3 protein-coding genes are annotated in these 3,635 nt (G+C 56.3%); all 3 read left to right on the forward strand.

Features of this window, described 5'->3' with window-relative positions; all coding sequences use genetic code 11:
* Nucleotides 1-862, forward strand: an 862-nt coding sequence (locus tag RYZ18_RS14125; RefSeq protein ID WP_317657509.1) for a tyrosine-type recombinase/integrase, incomplete at its 5' end; no start/stop codon positions are given.
* Complete coding sequence (locus RYZ18_RS14130) at nt 859-1,989, forward strand: tyrosine-type recombinase/integrase (RefSeq protein WP_317657510.1); 1,131 nt, start codon at nt 859-861, stop codon at nt 1,987-1,989. The genes RYZ18_RS14125 and RYZ18_RS14130, both read left to right, overlap by 4 nt.
* Nucleotides 1,989-3,632, forward strand: a complete 1,644-nt coding sequence (locus tag RYZ18_RS14135) for a recombinase family protein (RefSeq protein ID WP_317657511.1) — start codon at nt 1,989-1,991, stop codon at nt 3,630-3,632. Before RYZ18_RS14130 ends, RYZ18_RS14135 begins: the two co-directional genes overlap by 1 nt.
* The last annotated feature ends 3 nt before the right edge of the window (nt 3,633-3,635 follow it).

The raw sequence follows: 3,635 nt of genomic DNA on the forward strand, positions 1-3,635 counted from the left end.
TATGCCTAAGCTGCGTCTCTCCCATGACGGGCTCTCCGAGAAGAATGCAGCCTCTATGCATCAGTTCGATGATCCAAAGGCCGTTCTGCGCTTCCTCACCTTACCCCAAGTGCTCTGGGACCGCGCCCTCTCCATGTCCAAGACGGTTGAGAACCGCAGTGTACGCAAGGACGCACATCTCTTGATACAGGCGGCCGTTGCCATCGAGATCCTGCAGTTCGCGCCGATGCGGATCCGCAATCTTAACGCTCTGCGTCTTGATCAGCACTTCATCTGGCATGGGAAGTGTCTGCGCATTGTCGTGCCCATGGAAGAGGTGAAGAACAAGGTTGCGCTCGACTTCCTCTTGCCAGAGGCCACGACCGAGCGGGTAAAGCGCTATATCGATGACTGGCGCATGATGTTCACCCCTGGCGCAAGCCCCTATCTCTTCCCTGGCCGCAAGGGGGCTGCAAAAGACTGCTCAGCCTTGCGCAAGCTCATTACCAACACGCTCTGGTCCCATGCCGCGATCCGTCTGACCCCGCACCAGTTCCGCCATGCAGCGGCCAAGCTGCTCTTGGACCGNACCCCGCACCAGTTCCGCCATGCAGCGGCCAAGCTGCTCTTGGACCGCCTGCCTGGCCATTACGAGGTCGTCCGCAAGCTTCTAGGTCACAAGGCGCTTACCACCACCTATGCGCATTACGCAGGCGCTGAGACCCAAAAGGCGATCGAGCTTTACGGTGAGGTGATCACCAAAACGCGGCGAGATGGTGTAGCCGAAGCCTTTCGCGCGCAAAAGCAAAACCCAAAGCGTCATGAGGACCTCTTCATGGATCCTTTAGCCTTAATGGGTAAGCCAAAGGGGAAGGCGTCATGAGTAAGATCGAACGCACATCCCTGCCCCTCACTGACTGGCCTGATCAAGACCGCCGCCTTTGGCAGGCCGCCACAGAAGAGGGTCGTTACTTCCAGATGGCGGGCAAAGCCTCTTCCTGGGCAGAGCCCACAAAGCGGCAGGTTCAAAAGGGCTATGCCAAATGGCTCTGGTATTTGCACAATAGCGGCGTGCTTGATCCGCTGGCCCTGCCCTCAGAGCGCATTTGTGAGGCGCATCTGCGCGGATATCTTGCAGAGCTTGAGCACCAGGGGCTGGCCAGTGTCACCATTGCCTCACGCATCACGGATCTGACCGAAGCCATTCGCGTGATGGAGCCAACGGCTGATCTGGCTCTGCTGCGAGATCTCTGCGCCCGGCTCACTGCCCGCGCAGTGCCCTCACGCAAGAAGGCTGAGCGCATAAGGCCCCCCTCAGAGATCTGGGAGGCTGCTGCTGCACAGATGTGGTCAATTAGTTCAGAAGGCCCCATTACCACCCAATCTGCCTCGTGCTATCGCGATGCGATGTCTGTGGGCTTCCTTATTTGGTCGCCCATCCGGCTCAGCAATCTGCAATCCCTCACCATAGGTGAGACCATCACCTTCGCAGGCGACCTCTGGCGCTGCAGTTTTGCTGCGCATCAGATGAAGGACAAGACGCCCCTCGACTTCTATCTCCCGCAGGACGAGGAGTATCGCGCGCTCATGCAGCTCTATCTCCGCCGCTACAGGCAGCACCTCCTCCGGCAACCGGAGCTGCCCATTGACGCCGCCCTGCCCTCAAGCGGCCCGCTTTGGGTCTCCACCCGTGGGCACGCCATGTCTGGCCAATCCCTCTATTATGGTTGCAAGCGCTGTACCAAAGCCACGCTCGGCGCGGCTATTAACCCGCATCTCTTCCGGGACTGCGCCGCTAGCGCGCTCACAGCCGACAAACCAGAATACGTGCTCGCTGCAGCGCGCATTCTCAACCACAACCAGCTCTCCACCACCCTTACCCATTATGAGCACGCCTCCATGATCCAGGCCGCCTCTCGTCTCCATGACGTCATCGGCCAGATCATCGATGAGGCTGCGGAAGGAAACGATGTTTTCGAGGCGCTCTTCGACAAATGGGGGGATGAGTGATGCGCGTTGCTGTCTATGCCCGCTTCTCCACTGATATGCAGCGCGATACGTCCATAGAAGATCAGGAGCGACTTTGTTTACGACTGATCGAGGGGAGGGGATGGTCACATGTAAAAACATTCGCCGACCGCGGACTGTCAGGCGCTTCTCATACACGTCCCGGATATCAAGAGCTGCTTGGCTTTGTCAGAGAAGGTGGTTGTGATGTCGTGGTGGCCGAAAGCATTGATCGCCTTAGTCGAGATCAAGAGCACATCGCTGGCTTCTATAAAGCGATGGCATTCCAAGGCGTGGTGATTTGCACTGTAGCTGAGGGGGTCATCAACGAACTGCACATTGGCCTGAAAGGCACAATGTCAGCCCTGTATCTTAAAGACCTCGCACAGAAGACAAAGCGTGGCCTTGAGGGGCGCGTTGCAAAAGGAAAAAGCGGCGGTGGTAACGCCTATGGTTATTCAGTCGTTACAGGCGATGAGCGCGGCGACCGAATAATCAATGAAAGCGAAGCACGAATAGTCCGCCGCATATTCGAAGAGTTCGCCAACGGCAAATCCCCCAAACAAATTGCACGGGACTTAAACAGAGATCGCATACCTGCGCCGAGAACACCGCTGTGGCGTGACAGCGCAATACGCGGCCATGTGCAACGTGGAACGGGCATCCTCAACAACGAACTCTACATCGGCCGATTGGTTTGGAACCGGCAACGGTACATCAAGGATCCAGAGACGGGGAGGCGGGTCTCTCGCCGCAATGCCGCACACGAGATCCAAGTCACCGCCGTACCCCACTTACAAATTATTGATGACGAGCTCTGGAGGCGGGTGAAGCAACGCCAAAAAGAGATTTGGCCCAACCACAAACGCGCACCGCAAAAGCAACCAGACTTTTGGCAAGCGAGGCGTCCTGTTCACATCCTATCCGATAAAACCCACTGTGCTCATTGTGGAGGGAAGATGGTTGCAGTTGGACGCGACTACCTCGCTTGCAGCAACGCGAGGAAGCTACAAACGTGCAGCCAGAGCAAGGGAATCCGCCGGCCAGCACTGACCAATAAAGTGGTCGAACTGCTCAATCATGGATTAATGCTCCCAGAGGCAGTGAAGGCATTCGTCAACGCCTATCACCGGGAATTCAACGAATTGCAAAAACATCGTTTTGCTGCAAGCAATGCCGTCAAAGACGACCTTACGGCAACCAGCAAGAAGTTGAATGGCCTGTATGATGCTGTAGCTGATGGAATGCGCACTGAAGGTATTATGGCCCGGATCAGCGAGCTAGAGGCACGCATAAAGGAGCTTGAGGCAGCTCAGGCTCGCCAAGTGGATCCCACGCCTGTGTTGATGCATCCAAATCTGGCGGACGCGTATCATCGCAAATTGGGCCAACTTACCGAAATGCTAAATGATCCAGTGTTCGCGTCAGAAGCCATTCCGCTGATACGTGAATTGATTGACCGAGTTGATCTGCGGAACACTTCCGAGGGCTGGGAGATCGTATTGCACGGCCAGTTGGCTGCTTTGTTCAATGTCGCACTATCTGACAAAAAACAGGCCCACCCTGTTACGGATGAGCCTTGTTTTATTAGTTCGATGAAAGTGGTTGCGGGGGCAGGATTTGAACCTGCGGCCTTCAGGTTATGAGCC

The sequence above is a fragment of the Roseovarius sp. 10 genome, assembly GCF_033100315.1.
Classification (GTDB): domain Bacteria; phylum Pseudomonadota; class Alphaproteobacteria; order Rhodobacterales; family Rhodobacteraceae; genus M30B80.

Bases quoted from the DNA above. Each gene is read 5' to 3' on its own strand.
- RYZ18_RS14130 (WP_317657510.1), top strand. From the start codon at position 859: ATGAGTAAGATCGAACGCACATCCCTGCCCCTCACTGACTGGCCTGAT.
- RYZ18_RS14135 (WP_317657511.1), top strand. From the start codon at position 1,989: ATGCGCGTTGCTGTCTATGCCCGCTTCTCCACTGATATGCAGCGCGAT.